Annotated in this window: 20 protein-coding genes and 1 pseudogene; 9 read left to right on the top strand and 12 right to left on the bottom strand. The window is 39.8% G+C overall.

The annotated features are described in order from the left end of the window. Nucleotides 1–139: 139 nt before the first annotated feature. Complete coding sequence (locus tag DSM106972_RS12005; RefSeq protein WP_127080927.1) at nucleotides 140–634, bottom strand: hypothetical protein; 495 nt, start codon at nucleotides 632–634, stop codon at nucleotides 140–142. Nucleotides 635–718: 84 nt separating this feature from the next. After that, nucleotides 719–2863, bottom strand: a complete 2145-nt coding sequence (locus tag DSM106972_RS12000) for a pentapeptide repeat-containing protein (protein WP_127080926.1) — start codon at nucleotides 2861–2863, stop codon at nucleotides 719–721. A 219-nt stretch (nucleotides 2864–3082) separates the two neighbouring features. Between DSM106972_RS12000 and DSM106972_RS11995 the strand changes: the two genes are divergently transcribed. After that, nucleotides 3083–3514, top strand: a complete 432-nt coding sequence (locus DSM106972_RS11995) for a hypothetical protein (protein ID WP_127080925.1) — start codon at nucleotides 3083–3085, stop codon at nucleotides 3512–3514. Between the two features lie 71 nt (nucleotides 3515–3585). Here DSM106972_RS11995 and DSM106972_RS11990 read toward each other — a convergent pair whose 3' ends face one another. From DSM106972_RS11990 to petB, 5 genes are all read right to left on the bottom strand, one after another. After that, nucleotides 3586–3957, bottom strand: coding sequence for a hypothetical protein (locus tag DSM106972_RS11990; RefSeq protein ID WP_127080924.1), 372 nt, complete (start codon nucleotides 3955–3957; stop codon nucleotides 3586–3588). A gap of 100 nt (nucleotides 3958–4057) precedes the next feature. Beyond that, nucleotides 4058–5218: a glycosyltransferase gene (locus DSM106972_RS11985; protein ID WP_127080923.1), complete on the bottom strand. Its 1161-nt coding sequence runs from the start codon at nucleotides 5216–5218 to the stop codon at nucleotides 4058–4060. Nucleotides 5219–5492: 274 nt separating this feature from the next. Next, nucleotides 5493–5933, bottom strand: coding sequence for an ATP-binding protein (locus tag DSM106972_RS11980; protein WP_127081202.1), 441 nt, complete (start codon nucleotides 5931–5933; stop codon nucleotides 5493–5495). Nucleotides 5934–6190: 257 nt separating this feature from the next. After that, nucleotides 6191–6673 carry a cytochrome b6-f complex subunit IV gene (gene petD, locus DSM106972_RS11975; RefSeq protein WP_019490100.1) on the bottom strand — a complete coding sequence of 161 codons (483 nt, stop codon included), beginning with the start codon at nucleotides 6671–6673 and terminating at the stop codon, nucleotides 6191–6193. Nucleotides 6674–6730: 57 nt separating this feature from the next. Beyond that, nucleotides 6731–7378, bottom strand: a complete 648-nt coding sequence (gene petB, locus DSM106972_RS11970) for a cytochrome b6 (protein WP_019490099.1) — start codon at nucleotides 7376–7378, stop codon at nucleotides 6731–6733. A 371-nt stretch (nucleotides 7379–7749) separates the two neighbouring features. On the opposite strand from petB, the gene ctpA reads away from it, so the two are divergent. Further along, nucleotides 7750–8994, top strand: coding sequence for a carboxyl-terminal processing protease CtpA (gene ctpA / locus DSM106972_RS11965; protein ID WP_127080922.1), 1245 nt, complete (start codon nucleotides 7750–7752; stop codon nucleotides 8992–8994). A 35-nt stretch (nucleotides 8995–9029) separates the two neighbouring features. Here the strand turns inward: ctpA and DSM106972_RS11960 are convergent, their stop codons facing one another. Then, a complete protein-coding gene (locus DSM106972_RS11960) occupies nucleotides 9030–9695 on the bottom strand; it encodes an MBL fold metallo-hydrolase (RefSeq protein WP_127080921.1) in 666 nt (221 codons plus the stop codon). Between the two features lie 82 nt (nucleotides 9696–9777). Here DSM106972_RS11960 and DSM106972_RS11955 point away from each other — a divergent pair, with 82 nt between their 5' ends. From DSM106972_RS11955 to DSM106972_RS11945, 3 genes are all read left to right on the top strand, one after another. Continuing rightward, nucleotides 9778–11253 (top strand): site-2 protease family protein, encoded by a 1476-nt coding sequence (locus DSM106972_RS11955; protein WP_127080920.1) that lies wholly within the window; start codon nucleotides 9778–9780, stop codon nucleotides 11251–11253. A gap of 71 nt (nucleotides 11254–11324) precedes the next feature. Then, nucleotides 11325–12113, top strand: a complete 789-nt coding sequence (locus tag DSM106972_RS11950; RefSeq protein WP_127080919.1) for a DUF4058 family protein — start codon at nucleotides 11325–11327, stop codon at nucleotides 12111–12113. 43 nt (nucleotides 12114–12156) lie between these two features. Continuing rightward, nucleotides 12157–12939 (top strand): DUF4058 family protein, encoded by a 783-nt coding sequence (locus DSM106972_RS11945; RefSeq protein WP_127080918.1) that lies wholly within the window; start codon nucleotides 12157–12159, stop codon nucleotides 12937–12939. 56 nt (nucleotides 12940–12995) lie between these two features. On the opposite strand, the gene DSM106972_RS11940 is transcribed toward DSM106972_RS11945, so the two are convergent. From DSM106972_RS11940 to DSM106972_RS11925, 4 genes are all read right to left on the bottom strand, one after another. Continuing rightward, on the bottom strand, nucleotides 12996–13547 hold the full coding sequence (locus DSM106972_RS11940; protein ID WP_127080917.1) for a phycobiliprotein lyase: 552 nt from the start codon (nucleotides 13545–13547) through the stop codon (nucleotides 12996–12998). A 168-nt stretch (nucleotides 13548–13715) separates the two neighbouring features. After that, entirely contained in the window at nucleotides 13716–14396 is a 681-nt protein-coding gene (locus DSM106972_RS11935) for a HEAT repeat domain-containing protein (RefSeq protein ID WP_019490093.1), read from the bottom strand. A gap of 126 nt (nucleotides 14397–14522) precedes the next feature. Further along, entirely contained in the window at nucleotides 14523–15116 is a 594-nt protein-coding gene (locus DSM106972_RS11930) for a methyltransferase domain-containing protein (protein ID WP_127080916.1), read from the bottom strand. 3 nt (nucleotides 15117–15119) lie between these two features. Next, nucleotides 15120–16565 (bottom strand): MFS transporter, encoded by a 1446-nt coding sequence (locus DSM106972_RS11925; RefSeq protein WP_127080915.1) that lies wholly within the window; start codon nucleotides 16563–16565, stop codon nucleotides 15120–15122. A 70-nt stretch (nucleotides 16566–16635) separates the two neighbouring features. Between DSM106972_RS11925 and DSM106972_RS11920 the strand changes: the two genes are divergently transcribed. From DSM106972_RS11920 to DSM106972_RS11910, 4 genes and pseudogenes are all read left to right on the top strand, one after another. Beyond that, nucleotides 16636–17163, top strand: a complete 528-nt coding sequence (locus DSM106972_RS11920; protein WP_127080914.1) for a phosphoribosyltransferase — start codon at nucleotides 16636–16638, stop codon at nucleotides 17161–17163. A gap of 235 nt (nucleotides 17164–17398) precedes the next feature. After that, nucleotides 17399–17563, top strand: a pseudogene (locus DSM106972_RS52165) (DUF6887 family protein); the annotation flags it as partial. 50 nt (nucleotides 17564–17613) lie between these two features. Continuing rightward, nucleotides 17614–18045 (top strand): DUF2262 domain-containing protein, encoded by a 432-nt coding sequence (locus DSM106972_RS11915; RefSeq protein WP_127080913.1) that lies wholly within the window; start codon nucleotides 17614–17616, stop codon nucleotides 18043–18045. 170 nt (nucleotides 18046–18215) lie between these two features. Then, a complete protein-coding gene (locus DSM106972_RS11910) occupies nucleotides 18216–18410 on the top strand; it encodes a hypothetical protein (RefSeq protein ID WP_127080912.1) in 195 nt (64 codons plus the stop codon). Nucleotides 18411–18466: the final 56 nt, after the last annotated feature.

The following is an 18466-nucleotide window of genomic DNA, read 5'->3' as shown; positions in this document are numbered from 1 at the left end:
TGTCGCCCACTCTTCTATACTGCCAGCTACCAAAAAATAATCATTCATTAATATAACCATAATTAAACAATCAAATTGTAGAGACGTTACATGTAACGTCTCTACAATTTTTGTATCATAACCCGTATGAAATTGTGAATTAAAATCGTAAACCCACACCACCTTGTAACGAAAGTGCAGTACCACCACCATCGCGGTAAGCATCAAATGCAATAATCGCATTACCAAAAATTACTGTATTACTGTTGGGAACAACATAATCAACACCAGGTTGTAGCGCAAAGCTAATTTTGTTACCAACAGGAGAAGGGTCACTACCACCAGCAAGTACTAACCCGGCGCCTATATAAGCATCGGTTTGCCAGTTTAAAGGAATATCATAAGATACCGTAGGCACAACAGCCACATTATTACCTACAAAAGCTTGCGCGCGGAATGATACGGGTACTTCTAAAAGCTTGTAACGTGCTGCTAAAACACCTCCAACTTGAATACCATCCGAAAGACCAACAGCAGGCCCAACACCTACATAACTTCCATATGCAACTTGTGCAGAAGCGGGTTGAGCAAACGGCGTCAACCCCAATATCGAACCAGCGAATACAAGTGATGTCAAATATTTAAGATGCCTCATTGCCCTACTCCTCACATAATTTTGAATTAGGGGTAAAGGGTTATTTTTCTTACTTTTCCCTTTCCCCATTCTTCATTTATAACACTACGGGCATCGTGGATGAATGCCACCTTGAGTACAAATGTAGGCTAGTTGCTTGGCATCTAGATTTCTGGCTTGACTAAAATCGACACCTTTTACTACTGCTGACTGAACACCTATTTGAGGTTTCTGTACAAATTGCTCGTTCGGGTCTTGACCGGAACTAGATAAAATTGCTCCTTGAAAATCGGCGCCTGCTACGTTTGCACCTTGTAAGTCTGCTAGACTCAAATCGGCATTTCGTAAACTCGCATTTTCTAAGTTCGCAGAACGCAATATTACGTTTGTCAACCTAGTCGCATTCAAATTCGCGCTACTTAAATTCGCATGGTCTAAATAAGCACCTGATAAATCTGCTGCTTGCCAGTTTGTTTTGGTTAAGTTGGCGTAAGATAATTGGGTGCCTATTGCAATTGACCTGCCTAATTGGGCGCCAAACATTTCGGCATCATTCAATTTAGCTTCGCCAATATCAGCACCTGTAAGGCTTGCATTTTCTAAAATAGCACCACGTAAATCGGCGCCTACAAGTTGAGCGCTACTTAGGTTTGCACTTAACAAACGTGCGGAAGATAAATTAGCTTTGTTGAGAGTGGCACCACTCAAATCAGTTTTGTTTAACAACACCCGACTGAGGTTAGCTTCGGTAAAATTTGCCTGCTTCATAGAGGCAAACCGCAAATCCGCTGTCCAGTCATCATATGTATCCCAGCGACCATCTGAACCCGGACCCCGAAAACGAGTGTTTTTAAAACTAGCTTGATTCAGATTGGCGCCTCTAAAATTCATGCCCCACAAATTCGTTTTGTCAAGTACCAAATTAAAGAAAGCAGTTGGATTGGAGACAGTTTGTGATAACTTAGAACGGCTTAAATCAACGTTTAGTAATTGACCACTATAAGTTCCAATAATTTTGTTAATCGCTTGTTGGTTAACTTGTAACTCTTGTTGGTTTTTCAATTGTTCGTTTCCAGAACTCGTATCAACGGCAGTTGCAAGTTGTAAATTTTTACGCTTTAAATAAGGAATCGCATCAGCACCAACATTAACTAAAGCTTGCTGAATTGTATTAAGAAGAATTGGGTTAGTTTCTTCTGCTAACAAATCTACTAAAAACTGTGTCGCTTGTGAGTAGTTCAAAGTTCCCATTGCCATAATGGTGCGCTGACGCTCTTCGACACTGGCATTAGAACTTGGTGTCAAACGCTTTTCTAATTCTGTAAACTGCTTACGATTACTTTCTTCTGTTGTTCGATTATTTTCTTGTGACTGAATGTATACTTGAGTACCGACTAGCGTCCCTAAAACCGCAGTCATACTCACTAGTGCAATGCTAAACAGAGTAATACTAGGGTTGGAAACCATCCAACGCCATAGTCCTGAGCGTCGAATTGTGTCTGGAGACATTACCACTGAGGCAATAGCAGCTTCTTCATCTGATTCGTTCCACTGTTCCCTAGATTGCTTTAACCCAGTGTTTGGTGGTATAAAGGGTTTTGTTGCGTCAATTGTATAAGTGAGTGCAATTTGGTCGTGGAACGCACGACGATTACGCTTTAAAGAAAATCCTGTTGCTTCGCTTAATATTGCAATCCCAGCTAAACCAGTTAGAATTACTAAATTGGGAAACGCTGGACTATAACGCCATAATATATAAGCAACAGACATTGGTACACCCCAACGCCCAATTCCTTCGCGTACTAAAACAGCCGCCAAACCCGGTGATGTTCCTTGTTCAGAAACAACCCGCACTGCAAACCAACGCTTGGGAATCGTACTGCCTGTCTTTGCTAGTAAATATAATTGCCAACACGAAAACGTTAAAGGTGCAATTGCAGCAATCGTCCACAAAATATTTGTAGGTAATGAAACGTTTCGATTTCCATAGCTTACAGGCAATGCTAAAGGACGCGAAACTTCACGCTCAATTACTCCAATCACCGGATTCAACGGTACTCTACTAAATTCGCTTCTTGTATTCGCAAAAGCTCCTATTCCATAAGGTACCAACCCACTTACAAACACAATTGCCACTTCTGCTGCCCAAGCTGCAAGGCGCCTTGTTTTCAAAGACATTGAACGCGCCTGTTTGCCAGACTCTCGTGGCTTATTCTCGTTTGTCCCTCTCCTCACAATTGGGGTTGTCATAAATATTTCCTTTATTCTGAAATTTTTAAGCAATCACAACCTTTATAAATTAAAGGCTATTTAATAGTTAATAGCGAACGAGTTACAACTTAATATTTCTCAACATATAACTAATCTTTACGTGGGACGATTGGAACCTCTTAATAGTTGCCTTCGTCTATAAAATTAGCTTTTATCAACACTTTATCGCTCGTGCGCGAGTTGGCGGGCATTATTAAAATGAAAACAGGTTTACTATTAAGGCTTGTTCCAGCTGCTTTAGCGATGAGTCTAAGTCTCACCATTGCCAAACAAGCAACAGCAGAGCAAGTAAAAATCAGTCCCAATTTCAAACCAGACCCTCTCACCCTAACAGGTAAATCAGGAGGTTCTAACAAAGGTAACTGCGGTAATATTGCACCTACTCCAAATCAGGTTATCCAAGTCACCGAATCATTACCGTATTTACGGTTAACGGTCGAAGGTTCCGGACAACCAACATTACTAATTGATGGACCTGGGGGTCGTTTTTGTGTACTACCTGATAATTACTCAGGCAAGAAGCCAGAAATTACAGGGTTTTGGCAAGCTGGTAGTTACTCGCTATATGTAGGTGAATTATCTCAGGGACAGTATAACTATACGCTCTCGATTTCGCAACAGAAAAAATAATCAATTGACAACTGTTTAACAAGACTAAGCTGTCAATTGTTAAAAATACCTACATTTATCATCCAAAATAACTATTCTTCGAGTAATTTCGTAGGTACTTCAACTGCGGTAACATCGATGGTACCTGCGGGAGTTATGCGATGAAAATGTGAATTTTCCACCGATAACCCTTCCCCACAGTTCGGACACTCTAATTGTGTATTATTTAATCCTGTAAATTCAAATTGACATACTGGGCATTTATCTGCTACTAAGCTTCGAGAAAGCCACCACTGAAAGCCAAAAAAAGCAATAGCTGGCGCCACAAGCAGCAATCCAACGATAATTAAGACTGAATTAACCAACCAACTCAACCCTAGTGACCCTAGTAACCAAGCGATAGCGACTAGAGTCAGTACTGGACGGAGATTCGATAATTGATACTGGGGGGATTTAAAGCTCATTGTCAAACTTATAAATTCAAATTTCTTTTTTGTTCTCTTCCTAGGATAACGATTTTGAAGAAGCGAAGTTATAATCCGTTATTGAATAGTGGTAAAAACATTAGAACTGTTTTCTGAGTCGCGCGCTAAAAGCATCAATACCAAAGTGTGATACGACCTGTTCACGTAACCACTCACCATTACATCGATGGTCATCACCCTTGAGTATTTCTATACAAGCTATTGCTACCGCTTTAACATCACGATGTGGAACACGCCAACCAAGCCTACCATTTTGAAGTGGGTCAGCAGAACCATCAGCATCACCTGCTACAACAGGCACACCACAAGCCATTGCTTCTAAGTACACAATCCCAAATCCTTCTTGCGAAGGCATAACATAGGCATCAGCTAAACGATAATGCTCTACTAATTCTTCATTAGCTACAAACCCAGCAAACACTACACGCTCTTCTACACCACAATCTGCTGCTAAAGACGCTAATCTCGGTTGGTCATCACCTCGACCAATCACTAAATATTTTACGTCTGGAAAAACTTTGGCAATTTCAGGTAAAGCTTGTATTGTTATGTCTACTCCCTTATATCGGTCTCCAGACCATAGTCTTGCCACGGTCATCAGCACCCTAGCATCCTTCAAACCATAACGTTCTACAAGTGCCGTCGATTTTTCTCCCGGCGTAAAATAATTATTATTTACTGCACAAGGTAATATTTTAATTTTTCGTGCGTCTAGCTTCGACGCGCCATTTACAATTTGGTCACGGGTATAATGGCTTACTGTCCAAATCGAAGTTGCTTTTTGTAAACTTTTAACTGTGAGTGCTGGTAAAGGTTGCCAAACTTCTTTACCATGTGTCATCACCGTGTAAGGAATACCTAAAAAATTACAAAATATTCCAATTAAACTGGCAAGATTAACGTGTCCACAATAAACATGCTTTGGTCGATGAAGCAGCAAATGCAAAAATAATGCTGCTGCCATTCGTATTCTGTCGAGTTGGGGCCAATTCGTTTTAAAGTAACGAAACCGCAAATTCGCAGATTCAAATTTATTCACGCAGTTAGCAGCATCCCGTAGCAAAAAGACTTCTGCACGAATTGCTTCGTTCTTGTCTGTATAAGAGCGAAATACATCTTTTACATAAGATTGAATCCCACCCTCACGGGCAAAAATCTCTAAAAATACAAATACGTGACTTGCTGCTTCGATTTTGTTCACAGCTAAATCGTTTATTTTTCTATAACTTGTTTTTAGCATTTGCTTTATATATAAAAGGGTTCGTTTGTAATATTAAAATGGTACGCACCCTAAATTTAAGTATTTATCCTGAATATTTTCTGAATTTTGGCACAAATTTTACTTGACATATATAATTTTCCACATCATAGCAAAAAAAAACCGCAACTAGAAATGCGGCGTTTACGTAATTATTGATTTAATTTTATACAAATTCATTCAAAATTTACTCTTCAAATTTGCTGTGCTGTCAGTGAGTGAGGCGCCGAGTCTTGTTATGATTCGTTGACGTTGATTATTGACCGATTAAAGCGTATTTAACGATGAGCAAACAATTTCGACCGTCGAGCGTGCGTTCGTAAACAACACGGTCAGCCAAACGTCGTAGTAAAAACCAACCATAACCTCCAACTTGAAGAGTACCTGGTTCCGGTTCCCTAATCGCATCAGGGTTAAAAGGTTTACCCCGGTCCCAAATTCTAATTTCGAGTCGGTCAAGAAACAAACAAACATCAATATCAATAGTTGTCTCTGGTGGTAAAGCGTGGTGAGCATGACGAACAGCGTTGGTAAAACCTTCTGCCAACGCGAGATTAAGACGGTAAAGTTGGCTCTCAGACCAGAGGGATGGCGATAGGTAGTTCAGACAAAATTGTTCAAACCATTGTTGTACTAGGTTTAGAAGCTTTAGTTCGCTCTTTACCGTCAGATGGTCTTGCTGCTCCATGCCTAGCATTGACCTTGACTTAAACACTCTTCGGTTAATCGTTATTTTTAGTTAGGATTGTGATGTACAGATTTTATACTAAATGATTGAAACTAATGTCAAACGAATTGAGGCAAATCTTACCGATTCTTATTATTTTGCTTCATATTGACGACATTCTCCACAGAACATATGACGCCTGCGCTCATTTCGCTCTGTGGAATTATCCCACAATAACGAAACTCACAGGCGTCAAACCGTTAAAAAACCATTATAAGGCTATTGGCTTAGAACAGTCCTAAAGTCAAAGACTTGTCGATTGGGAAGGTGGCGCCAATACCAAGCCAAATTGTTACCAAAGTACCGAACAAGAATACAGCGGTAGCAACTGGACGACGGAATGGGTTTTGGAATTTATTAACGTTCTCAATGAAAGGAACGAGTATAAGACCCAGTGGTACCGCTGCCATTAAGAATACGCCGATAAGTTTGTTAGGAACCGTGCGTAAAATTTGGAATACAGGGTACAAATACCACTCAGGTAAAATTTCCAAAGGTGTTGCAAAAGGATTTGCTGGTTCACCAGTCATTGCGGGGTCAAGAACTGAGAGTGCTACGATACAAGCGAACGAACCCATGATTACTACTGGGAAAATATACAGTAGGTCATTAGGCCATGCCGGTTCACCGTAGTAGTTGTGACCCATGCCTTTCGCCAGCTTGGCTCTTAAAGTTGGATCCGAGAGGTCAGGTTTCTTTTGTGTTCCCATTTTAGATATGCTCTCCTGCTCAGGTTTAAGTTAATTGCGCTCTTCAATAAGCGCGTTTTACAATGGACCGGAAATACCTTGCTTGCGAATCATCAAGAAGTGGAACAGCATGAATACTGCAATTAACCAAGGTAATACAAAGGTATGAGCGCTGTAATAACGGGTTAAAGTAGCTTGTCCAACGCTGGCGCCACCACGAAGTAAATCAGCAATTAAAACGCCAACTACAGGAATAGCTTCAGGTACACCGCTAACAATTTTTACAGCCCAATAACCAACTTGGTCCCAAGGCAGCGAGTAACCAGTTACACCAAATGAAACTGTGATTACTGCCAAAATTACACCACTGACCCAAGTCAATTCGCGGGGCTTTTTAAAACCACCTGTTAAGTAAACTCGGAAAGTGTGGAGAATCATCATCAGCACCATCATGCTGGCAGACCAGCGGTGAATGGAGCGAATTAACCAACCAAAGTTCACATCGTTCATGATGTGCTGTACAGAAGTATAAGCTTCAGCAACGGTTGGTCTGTAGTAAAAAGTCATCGCAAATCCAGTTGCAAACTGAATAAGGAAGCATGTCAGGGTTATTCCACCCAGACAATAAAAAATATTTACGTGAGGAGGTACATACTTGCTGGTTACGTCTTCAGCAATTGCTTGAATCTCCAAGCGCTCCTCAAACCAGTCGTAAACGTTAGCCATACAATCTCTAGTTCCTAAAAATCGATACTTACTGTGATAAAGTTCCCAAACATCACTGCATGGGGTTTTGGCTTATAGAGGTTCGCTTGTTGTCTTGGCGCCCAATTGTGCTAAGACTATGAAACTAAACTTAACACTCTTCAAAGTTTGTTCGTATTATGGCGTACTTTGCACCCAATCTCAGAGGATGATAGACACAAAGTAAATTTTAGCGTTTATGAAGAAGGATGAACCACATCAATTGGTCACCTGTTTGATGAGAGAATGCATCACTCCTATAAAAAAAGTAACATAATCGAGAGACATATTTCATCAAATCCGCACTTCCCCGCGCGATTAATTTAGCAATTGAGTTAAACGTGTTGCTTCTAATGGTCAAAATGCAAAAGAAAACTTTTCGGGTGGTATTATCGCTGCTAATGGCTTTGGTTCTTAGTTTTTTTAGCTTCAGTCAAAGTGCAACAGCATTGACTGACGAGCAAAAACTTATATCAGAAGTTTGGCGCATTGTCAACCGTACTTATCTTGATGATAGCTTTAATCATCAAAATTGGGCATCCGTTCGGCAAAAAATCTTAGAAAAGCCCCTCCAAAACCAGCAAGCTACATACGCAGCTATTCAGACAATGCTCAAGAGTCTAGATGACCCTTTCACTCGTTTTTTAGACCCAGAGCAATATCGTAGCCTACAGGTCAACACTTCTGGGGAGTTAACAGGAGTTGGGTTGCAAATAGCGCTCAATCCTGAAACAGGTAAATTAGAAGTTGTGGCGCCAATAGCAGGTTCACCAGCAGAAAAAGCTGGCATTCAACCACGCGACCGTATTGTTACCATTGAGGGTATTTCAACAGAAAAACTAACTCTAGATGAAGCAGCAGCTAGAATGCGCGGACCAAACGGTAGCATTGTAACACTCGTTATTGAGCGTGAAGGCGCCCCAAACCGTGAAATACAGCTAACACGCTCACGCATTGAACTCAACCCAGTTATTGCCCAACTACACAAAACAGAACAAGGTAAGTCAGTAGGTTATTTGCGCTTAACTCAGTTTAATGCTAATGCCCCAATGGAGTTAGCACACGCTATTAATAGTTTAGAGAAAAAAGGCGCCGATTCGTACATACTCGATTTAAGAAATAATCCAGGTGGTTTACTGCAAGCAGGAGTTGAAATAGCGCGTCTCTGGCTTCCAGAGGGTACGATTGTTTATACAGTTAATCGTCAAGGTATCCAAGGCAGTTTTGAAGCCTTTGGCTCGGCTTTAACTAACGACCCATTAGTTATTCTAGTCAATCAAGGTACAGCTAGTGCTAGCGAAATTTTAGCAGGCGCCTTACAAGACAACGGTCGAGCAACACTAGTAGGTGAAACAACCTTTGGAAAAGGCTTAATTCAATCACTATTTGAACTTTCCGACGGTTCCGGGTTGGCAGTAACCATTGCCAAATACGAAACACCGCAACACCACGATATTAATAAAATTGGTATAAAACCTGACAAGGTAGTGAGTTCTGAACCTTTAACACGCGACCAAGTAGCAACCAAGGACGATGCTCAATACCAAGCAGCACTATTACTTCTACAGCAACAAAACGTCGTCGTAGGAGCAGCGTAATATTTCCTGTCGTAGAGACGTTACATGTAACGTCTCTACAAAAATTCGTGCATCCCATCACTAATTTGATTGTAGGCATTCTCGATAATTCGCTTACCTCGAAGGAACCCTGTATTTGCACCGGGACATAAGTATTGCAGCGTATCAGGGGAGAAACGTTCCAGTAGTAACTGTAAACTTTTGAGTTGACGTTTCCAATGAAAAGTTTTAGCGGTTCGCAATGGCATTGGTTTACCCGAACCGTCAGGAAGTATATGGCGCCCAGAAAATAATATCCCTCCAAAATCGCTATAGTAGAGACAAGAGGAACCAGGAGAATGTCCAGGTGTCCAAATCAACTGCAAGGTTGAGTCCAAGCTTAACTCTTGATTGAAAGTAGTTAATTCTACTTCAGGTAACAAATAAGCTTCTTGTTCTTGGATAATGACTTCGCAGTTAAGTGCAAGTTTTAGTTCAGCAGTTTTACCAATCGCTGTACGGTGAGTAATAAATAGCCAACGTACCCCACCATGTGCTTTGATAAAATCCTGGTTTGTATCATCCTTCGCTGGACAATCGACTAATATGTTACCTTCATTTCTTACAATGAGGTAAGCAGTTCCTCCCAAAGTGTCCCGATTCGGTGCAAAGGCATAAATGGTATCGAGTATAACCCGTGGTTGCTTGACTGTTTGGTTTTTGTCTTGATTCTCTTGAGACATGGGAAGAGCTTATTTTAAGAGGAGTGTTTGTGTAAATGTTGCTTTTATCAGGTTATAACGATTCAAAATATATAAAAATCAGATGACATTTTGGTTTCTCCTTTTACTGGGAATAATTACTTATTTCATGGTGCAGCGCAGTGTTGCCAGAATCACTAGAACACCTGTTTGGCTGCTATGGTTGGTACTAATGGCGCCACCACTCATTTGGACTGCATGGTCTGCTGTGTATGGTGTACAAGTCCGTCCACCTAGGGCATTAATGATTGCTCCTTTGGTAATTAGCCCTATTTTATACTGGGTATTATTTCAAATAGGGCGCCGTCCGAGTGAAGTCACCCAAACTCAATCAGCAACACCTCAACCTCAATTAGCTATTCATCGAGTAGCAGAATCGTCTGTATCAGTACGTCCAATTAAACCAGACGAAGAAGCTCAATTAAGAAATTGTTTTCCTTGGTCGTTATATTACCTTCAAGATATAGAATATCGACCACAAGCAGTGATTTGTAAAGGTCAACTGCGGACAGATGCAACAGCAGCTTACCAACAAGTTAAAGAAAACGTCGAAGCAGAATTTGGCGACCGTTTTTTAGTAATGCTTCAAGAAGGTTTTAACGGAAAACCAATATTTGTATTAGTCCCTAACACTCAATTAGCCAAATATCAGAATAGTTCAGAAAAATTAACACGACCTGGATTAGCGTTAGGTTTACTATTTGCAACCCTAATGACAACTACTTTGGTAGGAGCAAGAATTGCTGGAGTTGAAGCACAACAACTAAGACAAAATTCGGGTGTATTGTTACAAGGATTGCCTTACGCTTTAGCATTATTAACAATATTGGGAATTCACGAATTAGGTCATTACATTACAGCCAGACGCTATAAAATTCGTGCGACACTACCATACTTTATACCAATGCCCCTATTCTTAGGAACTTTTGGCGCCTTTATTCAAATGCGGAGTCCAGTTCCTAACCGCAAAGCATTATTTGATATCAGTGTAGCTGGACCATTAGCTGGCTTTATCGCGACTTTGCCAATACTAGCGTGGGGATTAGCAAATTCAACGATTATTCCTCTAACCGAACAATCAGGATTATTTAACCCAGATTCTCTCAACCCCAGATACTCAATATTGTTAGCATTAATATCAAAATTAGTCTTAGGCAGTCAATTAATTACCAAAACGGCGATTGATTTACATCCAGTTGCATTTGCTGGGTTATTAGGTTTAGTAGTAACAGCATTAAATTTAGTACCAGTAGGTCAACTTGATGGTGGTCATATTATCCACGCCATGTTTGGACAAAGAAACGCCATTATTATCGGTCAAATTGCGCGTTTCTTACTGTTATTACTGGCATTGGTACAACCAGGATTTTTACTATGGGCAATCATTTTGATATTTGTACCTTTAATTGACGAGCCAGCATTAAACGATGTAACAGAACTTAATAACCAACGTGACATTTTAGGAATTCTTTCAATAGCTTTACTAATACTTATCGTCTTGCCGTTGCCAAACGTCTTTGTGCGACTTTTGGGTCTTTAATAATTTAGTAAAGTTGCTACGATTGTTTTAAATGGCGCCTGTCATTCTACATCGTTTATTTACCACACCATATGCTTTCTCCATTTCCGGGAATGAATCCCTACCTCGAAGACCCTGACCTTTGGGCAGAAGTGCATCATTGGTTAATTACACTCATTGCTAATAACTTAGTTCCCCAGTTACGTCCTAAATATCGGGTAGCTATAGAGAAGCGAGTTTATCAAACGGTTGGAGAAGAAATTGTTTTAGTAGGAATACCGGATGTATCTGTGGGACGCTCCAAAACCGACTCTAATGACAAAACCGCTTCGACTGTAGCAGTTGCTTCACCGGAAGCTAAACCTGTAACTGTAACAATTCCAATGCCAGAGGAAGAAAGAGAAGGATACCTGGAAGTACGAGAAGTTGAAACCGGAGCAGTTGTAACAACAATAGAAATTCTCTCTCCAAAGAACAAGTGCGCGGGAGATGGACGAAAAGCTTACGAAACTAAACGTCAAAAAGTATTAAGTAGCGAAACTCATCTTGTAGAAATTGACTTGCTACGAGGTGGAAAACCGATGCCAATCGTGGGTAGATTTATTAACAGTAGCTACCGAATTTTAGTTAGTCGTAGCAATTACCGTCCTAAAGCTGAATTATATCCTTTTGAACTAACTGAACCAATACCATCTTTTCCCTTACCTTTACGTCAAGGGGATACCGAACCATTATTAAGTTTACAAACTTTAATACAAGAAGTTTATGATCGTGCAGGCTTAGACATGGCTATAGATTATACACGTAAACCTATACCTGAATTATCTGAAGCTGATGAAACTTGGGCAGATAATTTATTACGCCAGCAAGGTTTACGCTAATTAAATTACAATTGATTTAAGAAAAAATTTAAAATAAAGACTTATGGTTTCTCCATTCCCTGGAATGAATCCTTATCTTGAGAATAGTGACTTGTGGCCAGAAGTTCATAGTCGTTTAATAGTGGCAATCTCTGATGCTATTTCCCCACAAGTACTACCTAAATATCGAGTTGCCATTGAAAAGCGAGTATATCAAATAAATGAAGCATCTTTATCAGTAGGGATTCCAGACGTTTTAGTAATTAGCTCAAAATCTGATTCTACTGATACAAACTTAAATGTAGCAGTTGCTGAACCATTAAATAAACCTATAAATGTAAATATTCCTATACCTGAAGAAGTAATGGAGGGATATTTAGAAGTTAGGGAAGTAGGAACTGGTGAAGTGATAACTGTTATTGAGCTTCTTTCACCAAAAAATAAACTCTCTAAAGAAGGACGAAATGCGTATGAAAATAAACGTCAGAAAATATTAGGCAGTGCAACTCATCTTGTTGAGATTGACTTGTTAAGAACTGGAAAACCAATGCCAATAAGTGGTAAAGACATTCCTAGTAGCTATCGCATTTTAGTTAGTCGTAGTAATTACCGTCCTAAAGCTGAATTATACCCTTTTGAACTCCAAGAAGCTATTCCTAAATTTCCATTACCCTTACGCACGGGTGATAATGAACCTTTATTAGATTTGCAATTATTAATAAATCAAATCTATGACAGAGCAGGTTTTTATCTAGCAATAGATTATACTAGCGACCCGGCGCCGAAATTATCCAAGACTGATACTGTTTGGGCTGCTAATTTATTGCAACAGCAAGGTTTAAGGTAAGGGAAAATAAAGCTATTTTTAGCCCCCCGAATTCGCGGGGGGTTGGGGGATAATCTTTAACTAGATGCTGAACTTGCAGCTTGAGATTCTTTAGCAGGAGGAACACCCATACGTATTTCGGTAGTGAAAGAAGTAGTATTTACACCACCTGCTTGCTTAATGACATTAACGCGCATTCTCAGATTATCGCTGGCAAACCACAAACGTTCTTCATAAGAAGTTGTGCCAGATTCAAACGATAGCGATAATGCTTCATCTTCACCTAATTTATATTGACCCAGCGAAGGTTTATCTTCGTTACTAACCTGACGTAACAGCTTACCCTCATCAGCATTATTGCCAGGAACTAAAACTAAAACTGTTGTACCTACGTTTTTTTGGTTCAGTTTAGTTGTATCATTCCAATTAACCTTAGCTGCAACAACAGAAGAATTGGAGTTTACTTGTAAAACTTCGCAAAGTTTCACTACATCAGGGTGAGTTGCTGATAATTTTTCTATAACAATTTCTGATTTAGCTTCGTTTGCTTTATTGGCGCCTAAGTCTTGAACAGTACGATGGGCAAACCATTTTCCGGCACTTAATTCAAAAAAGTCTTGAATATTCATCGTTTCTCACGCCTTAATTAAATGATGTTCGTATTAAGGACTTTAGTCCTTATCTTCTAGTTTTTATTATTGAGCATTAAGGTAGTAAAAACTTCAGTCTTTATGGGGAAAGCACTGAAGTGCTTACAACGAGTGCTTACAACGAGTGCTTACAACGAGTGTACTTCTTTAAACTGGATAACCTGCTTCTTCTAGGCGTTTTAAAGAAATTTTAGCAGACTCAGAAACGTGATAATGACTGTCTTTTTCAAGATATTTCAATGCTGAAACGCTTTTTGGACTAGGAAGATTTCCTAAAGCTTCTGCTAGTCGTTGACGCACTAACCAATCTTCAGCTTGAGCAAAGCGAAGTATTTCATCTACTGCGGTTACATCTTTAATTTCACCAAGCGCAGCAATTGCCGCTTGTTGCAATACTACTTCTGGCCCATCTAACGCGCTAATTAATGTTTCACGTGCCCGTGGGTCTTTTAAATTACCCAATGCTACAGCAGCGCTAAATCTTACTAACCAATTAGTCTCTTCATAAAACACCCGTACCAACACTTCAAACGCGCGTTTGTCTTCTAAGTATCCCAAGGCGCCTGCCGCATCAGCGCGAATACTATAGTCGGGGTCGTTTTCAACGATATTCACCAAAATTGGATATGATTCAGCAGTTTGCTTGATACCAAGTGCAAAAACTGCCATCGCTCGAATTTGCAGCGATTCATCATTCAACACCTTCTTAATCAAGGGTACTGCTTCCTCGGCAGACACATCGCGCAAATTTGCAAGGGCAACCATGCGGTCACGTAAGCTAGAACTTTCTAGCTGGGCAGATAGTTCGTCTAAACTAGGAGTAGCCATCTATTGTATGAGAGCGCTTTTGCTACTTATATTTATGATTCTAGTATTCTAGAATATTAAGTATTATTGCAATTTGCTCCATGTCAGGAAAGGTGTATTTTTCCTCTTAGAGTAGAGAGATAACCGTCATTTATTTAATTCAAACAGTCCCAAATGCTCCTCCCCTTGACGCGATGCCACTGAATTCGCCACAAGATTTAAATAATGAATTTTAAAATTATCCTGAAAATACTCCCTTATTTCCTCTGGTGTGACGCCAAATGGAGGGCCACCAGGACGATTATGTGTAAAAAACAACCCAATTAGCTGACCATGTGGTTTAAGTATGGAACTTGCAACTTCTACGTAAGAAAGGCGCCGTTCTATATCAATTGCACAAAAACAGGTATGTTCCAGAATATAGTCAAAATAACCTGTAAATTCTTCAGGTAAATCAAAAATATCACGCTGTAAAAACTGAATGTCACAATTTTCTGACTTAGCAATTTGTTCCGCTTCCACAATTGCGGAAGTTGCAAAGTCAAACCCAGTAACTTCAAAACCATGTTTGGCAAATAGTACCGCATCATACCCACGTCCGCATCCTAGTATTGCCATACGTCCAGGTAAAGGCGCCGAATCTGAAGATAGTAGACTAACAAAAGGTGGCGCCGCTTGTCCAATATCCCAACGAGTATTTTTCTCTTGGTACTGTTGTTCCCAATCTTCTTGGTTTGGCATATTTTAATTCTCTTTTGCTTCTTGACGCTGTTTTAACTTTAATAATATTTCGGCGTGCATTTCCCGCGTGATGGGATAGAAGTAAGTTAAAACCAAACCTAATATTAGTGAAACCAATGGCAGGGGACCAACCGCGATGCGTATAGCATGAAGTGCTGACTCTGGTTGAACTGGTAAGGCGCCACTTCCAGCAGATACTGCTTTAAAACCAGATGCTTCGAGTGACAAACCCACAACAAATAAACCAAATGCTAACCCAAATTTTTGTAGCAGCACCATAAAACCATAGAAAATTCCCTCACGTCGCTGTCCTGTTTGAAGTTCATCGAGTTCAATCACATCAGGAATCATTGACCAAGGAACGAGATATGCTGTGGAAACACCAAACCCTGCCATTACCGCCAAAACGTACATTAACCCAATTTGACCAGGTTGTAAAAAATATAATCCTGCTGCTGCTAATATCCACAAAGTCATCCCCGAAAAGTAAACGATTTTTTTACCAACACGCTTACTTAAAGCACTCCATACAAATAACATTAGTAAAGCAGTACCCTGTACCCCTATCATTACCGTTGGTACATCAGATTCTTTCAAACCCATACACTCAACAACGAAATAGGGAATAATGCTAGCAGTGATTTGCACGGCAAGCCAGGAAAAAAGATATATACCAATTACATATAAAAAAGGAATATTAGTAAAAACTGCTGTTAGCTGCTCTTTTATTGAAAAAGCAGATTCTTCTTCGGTTTGAATACGCTTTGCTTCAAAAGCCAAAACCCGTTTACGTGTTCCAAACACACACCAATATAAAGAAGCTACAGAAATCACTCCACATATCGCAGCTAGAACAACATACTGCATCTGACGGTCAGGAACGGCGCCAAAAATAATTCTTGCCAATATTAATGAAAAAATACTACCGCCAATCGAAAACGCAAATCGATAACTATTTAAGCCTGTGCGCTCATCATAATCTTGTGTCAGTTCGGGTGTCATCGCCGTATATGGCAAATTCACAACCGTGTAAAACACCTGTGAACATATCCCTATTGCCACATAGTACCAAAACAAACCCCAAGTATTACTCTCACCACTACCAAACCGTGGTACTATCCATTGTAGAAAGAAAAATATTCCAAACGGAATTGCACCATAAAGCAACCAAGGTAAACGGCGCCCCCACCGCTTTGATTTTGTCTTATCCGTCAAATACCCAACAAACGGGTCGTTTATAGCATCCCAAATTTTCCCTATCATCAAAATACTGCCAGCCATCCCCGCCGGAATACCCGCGACGTTAGTAAAAAAAACCAGCAAGAAAAAAACTGAGATATTCGCAGTAATCGCTGGACCTAAATCTCCGGCGCCGTAAGCTAGCTTAGTACTTAAATTCAGCTTCTCACCAGCCTTGCTCCTCATATAATCTAAATCAGAATCCTTCATAAATCTTCGCACTCATAATAAGATAGTCAAAGCTCGACAATTAGTATTATTAGCTATCACCAGGTTGTTTATGCCAGACCTTTACGTTTCTTGGTCAGATTACCACCAAAAAATCGAACTACTCGCGGCTAAGATTTATCAGTCTGGCTGGGAATTCAACCAAATTATTTGTCTAGCACGCGGAGGACTCAGAGTTGGAGATATCCTCTCACGCATTTACGACAAGCCCCTAGCAATTTTCGCTACATCATCTTACAGCGGCGTGGGCAAGCAAGAAAGGGGGAACCTAATCTTTTCCCAACATTTAGCAATGACAACCGATACCCTAGGCTCGCGGATTCTACTAGTTGACGATTTAGTAGACTCAGGCGTTACCCTCAAAGAAACCATCCCTTGGCTTAAACAATATAGCGCAACTCAAATCGAAGATATTCGTACTGCCGTACTTTGGTATAAAGCCTGCTCAGTAATTGAACCAGATTACTACGTTGACTACCTAGCCGATAATCCGTGGATTCACCAACCATTTGAACCATACGAAACAATGGCGCCAGCAGATTTAGCGACCAAATACGCAGCAGTCGCAAATGTAATCTAAGCCTAATTAACCATCCTTGTAGGATAGGCATTGCAAGCCTGTCCTATTCCGAACTACAGTGTCATGCTGAGGAACGTAAACGGAGTTTTCCCGCAGGGTAGCATCTAATGTCATGCTGAGGAACGTAAACGGAGTTTTCCCGCAGGGTAGCATCTTCAAGATTATCACTTTGTTCTAAAGTAAACTTATAACCCTTTTTTAGAGCCGTTAGAGATTTTATAATAAACCTAACTTTGACACTATGACAAAAGCCGAACTTAGAGCTTACTTAATTAGTCATCAAGATGACCAAGCAGCATTTTATGCCTTTGTTGACCGTTTCATAGGCTCGGTGCCGCAATTAATATTCGCATTTCCAACATCTCAGGCTGAAATTGAAGAAGTAAAAAAAATCATTTAGGAAAAAGTAAAACAGCAAAAAAATAGCCAATAAAATTATTTTTTAAATCAATGAGTAATTTCCATATTAACAGCCCAGTTCTTGGTAATTTGTTTTATAACGCTGAATTGGATTGCTATAAAGGAGAAATTAATTTTGAAGAAATATCTATTCGACTGATTCTTGAGTTAGACGATAAAAGTTCAACAGAAGACTCCTTAAACAAAGCAGTAGATGTTTTTCTTCAGTTAACACACTATATTGAGGTTACAAAACAATACGCTGTTGAGCAGCTATTGAAACTCAAAAATAATTCATGGTTAGAAGAAGATGAAGAGCTAGTCTCATCTCAAGCTTTCAAAAAACTAATAGTCTTAAACTGTTTGGTATTTCATCCAAATGGTGAAATTACATTTTACTACGATGACAATGATTTATTTGCAGGTCATCAAATTGCTATAACTATAGATAAAAATAATTATTTTGTCTACGCTAGTATATAATTTCGTATAAAATTATATCCTTATAAAAAGACAAATAAACCTGTAAAAGCTGCAATAAATAAGAAATATTAACTTTATAAAATAACAGTAGATTACGCACATTTTCTTGTAATAAAATAAATATGGGGACACAAATATAGTCCCCAGTAGTAAAAAAAGGAGGTAATAATTTGGGAAAAAATGGTAACGGTCATCGAGGATTTTGGAATCCCGTCAAAATCTTTATTCGTACTTTACTTGGTCAATGGGAAAAGCGTAATAAAGTCGATGACGAGATATACCTCGTTAACTCGGAAGTCGTGAAAAACGATATTGACGATGTGGTAGATGAGCCACATGACGAGTCCCAAGACGACCGTAACTAATCTAACTTAATAGATCTCTGTCCCTAGAATAATAGTCTAGGGGCTTCCTTCATTTT

The organism is Dulcicalothrix desertica PCC 7102, from assembly GCF_003991905.1.
GTDB lineage: Bacteria > Cyanobacteriota > Cyanobacteriia > Cyanobacteriales > Nostocaceae > Dulcicalothrix > Dulcicalothrix desertica.
Note: the sequence above shows the minus strand (reverse complement) of the source record. Positions and strands in the feature narration are given on the sequence as shown.

Coding starts and splice junctions, on each gene's coding strand:
- DSM106972_RS12005 (WP_127080927.1), bottom strand. CDS start 634: ATGAGGCATCTTAAATATTTGACATCACTTGTATTCGCTGGTTCGATA.
- DSM106972_RS12000 (WP_127080926.1), bottom strand. CDS start 2,863: ATGACAACCCCAATTGTGAGGAGAGGGACAAACGAGAATAAGCCACGA.
- DSM106972_RS11995 (WP_127080925.1), top strand. CDS start 3,083: ATGAAAACAGGTTTACTATTAAGGCTTGTTCCAGCTGCTTTAGCGATG.
- DSM106972_RS11990 (WP_127080924.1), bottom strand. CDS start 3,957: ATGAGCTTTAAATCCCCCCAGTATCAATTATCGAATCTCCGTCCAGTA.
- DSM106972_RS11985 (WP_127080923.1), bottom strand. CDS start 5,218: ATGCTAAAAACAAGTTATAGAAAAATAAACGATTTAGCTGTGAACAAA.
- DSM106972_RS11980 (WP_127081202.1), bottom strand. CDS start 5,933: ATGCTAGGCATGGAGCAGCAAGACCATCTGACGGTAAAGAGCGAACTA.
- petD (WP_019490100.1), bottom strand. CDS start 6,673: ATGGGAACACAAAAGAAACCTGACCTCTCGGATCCAACTTTAAGAGCC.
- petB (WP_019490099.1), bottom strand. CDS start 7,378: ATGGCTAACGTTTACGACTGGTTTGAGGAGCGCTTGGAGATTCAAGCA.
- ctpA (WP_127080922.1), top strand. CDS start 7,750: ATGGTCAAAATGCAAAAGAAAACTTTTCGGGTGGTATTATCGCTGCTA.
- DSM106972_RS11960 (WP_127080921.1), bottom strand. CDS start 9,695: ATGTCTCAAGAGAATCAAGACAAAAACCAAACAGTCAAGCAACCACGG.
- DSM106972_RS11955 (WP_127080920.1), top strand. CDS start 9,778: ATGACATTTTGGTTTCTCCTTTTACTGGGAATAATTACTTATTTCATG.
- DSM106972_RS11950 (WP_127080919.1), top strand. CDS start 11,325: ATGCTTTCTCCATTTCCGGGAATGAATCCCTACCTCGAAGACCCTGAC.
- DSM106972_RS11945 (WP_127080918.1), top strand. CDS start 12,157: ATGGTTTCTCCATTCCCTGGAATGAATCCTTATCTTGAGAATAGTGAC.
- DSM106972_RS11940 (WP_127080917.1), bottom strand. CDS start 13,547: ATGAATATTCAAGACTTTTTTGAATTAAGTGCCGGAAAATGGTTTGCC.
- DSM106972_RS11935 (WP_019490093.1), bottom strand. CDS start 14,396: ATGGCTACTCCTAGTTTAGACGAACTATCTGCCCAGCTAGAAAGTTCT.
- DSM106972_RS11930 (WP_127080916.1), bottom strand. CDS start 15,116: ATGCCAAACCAAGAAGATTGGGAACAACAGTACCAAGAGAAAAATACT.
- DSM106972_RS11925 (WP_127080915.1), bottom strand. CDS start 16,565: ATGAAGGATTCTGATTTAGATTATATGAGGAGCAAGGCTGGTGAGAAG.
- DSM106972_RS11920 (WP_127080914.1), top strand. CDS start 16,636: ATGCCAGACCTTTACGTTTCTTGGTCAGATTACCACCAAAAAATCGAA.
- DSM106972_RS11915 (WP_127080913.1), top strand. CDS start 17,614: ATGAGTAATTTCCATATTAACAGCCCAGTTCTTGGTAATTTGTTTTAT.